General features: G+C 64.1%; 2 protein-coding genes. Both read right to left on the reverse strand.

What is annotated here, in order from left to right:
- Positions 1 to 1,007 (reverse strand): glycoside hydrolase family protein (locus EG19_RS08600; RefSeq protein WP_038049756.1); only part of this gene is annotated, 1,007 nt, incomplete at its 3' end.
- Positions 1,008 to 1,020: 13 nt separating this feature from the next.
- On the reverse strand, positions 1,021 to 1,305 hold a 285-nt coding region (locus EG19_RS08605; protein ID WP_235208726.1), incomplete at its 5' end, for a hypothetical protein.

Consider the following 1,305-nt stretch of genomic DNA (forward strand, 5'->3'; position numbering starts at 1 on the left):
GGGGTGAGCCGGCGGCGGGGACGGCGCCTTTCTTCTCCAAAGTTTTGCGCGATGAACTGGCGGAAGGCCTCCCCCGTGGGCCGTAAGCTCCCGTCCACATCCACCAACCCCCGCGCTTTTGGCCCATCCATGCCGAACCACACCGCAATCGGGATGCCCAGCTCCACGATCTTGCCCATGACGGCCGTGGTTTGGTTGGGATCATCGGTGGTCTGCCCCACCTCGTTGGTGATCACCGGCAGGCCCGTCTGCGCCTTGAGAAAAGCCACCGCCTCCGCAAAAGCGCGGGGATCGGCAATGTACCAATGGAAGTTCACGTAGTCTGCCCCCGCGGCGCGGTAGCTGGCAAGCAGGGCCTTGCCCTTTTGCAGCTGTTCCTGGGCCTGCCGGGAATCCAACTGCTGCCGCTCCTCGGGCGTGAAAGCTCGCGCCGCAAAATCCTCGGCCTCAGCCAGTTGCCCACCGGTGCGGTAGTGATCGTAAACCAACAGCGCTACCAGCATGCTCACCAGCCCACCGTTGGTGCACGGGATACCCCGCTCATGCGCCACTTGGCAGGCAGCTTGCAACTCGGCAGCGTATTCCTCCGGCGTGCCGGTATAAAACAGCGCCGAGTTCTCCTCGTTTTCCACCGCCAGCACCAAAGGACGGTATGTGTCCAGCACCTGGCCTAGGGTGCGTTGGTAAGCTCCCAGGTCACGGGGTGGGGCGGTGGGCAACGGGCCACTGTGGCGCACGGTGAGAACCAGCTGCAAACCGGCTTCCAAGGCAAGGTCGCACTCCCGGCATGTCCCGTCCCACTGCTCCAGAAAAACCGAAGTAGGGCGCAGGGAAACGGCACCCAGGGTTTTGGCAACGGAAATACCCCCAGGGGAGCGCACCAACTGCGAGGGGAGCATGACACCAAATGGGTTTTGTCCATGGGCTAAAGCGCCAGGCAGGAAGGCAAGCGCTCCTGCATGCCCTTGACCGGCCAGTGCCAAGCTTAACAAAAAGCTCAAAAGCATGGGCGCCCCTTTATCACGAGCTGCTGTCGCCGGAGGTGATTTCCGGCACCACCACCTGCACCACCTGGCCGTCGGCCACAGCAGCCAGCGGGTCGGCAGCCAACGTGACGTTCACCTCCTCCAGCACCGCGTCCACATCTTTCTCCCGTTCGCCGCTTCGCACACCCAGGCCCACAGCCACCACCACCACCGCGGCGGCCGCAAGGGGCATGAGCCAGCGTAAAGGGGTGCGCCGGGACATGCGGCTGAGAACGCCTGCCAGCACCCGTTGCCGACTTGATGCCGGCGGCCGCCAAGA

This window comes from Thermoanaerobaculum aquaticum (assembly GCF_000687145.1).
Taxonomy (GTDB): domain Bacteria; phylum Acidobacteriota; class Thermoanaerobaculia; order Thermoanaerobaculales; family Thermoanaerobaculaceae; genus Thermoanaerobaculum; species Thermoanaerobaculum aquaticum.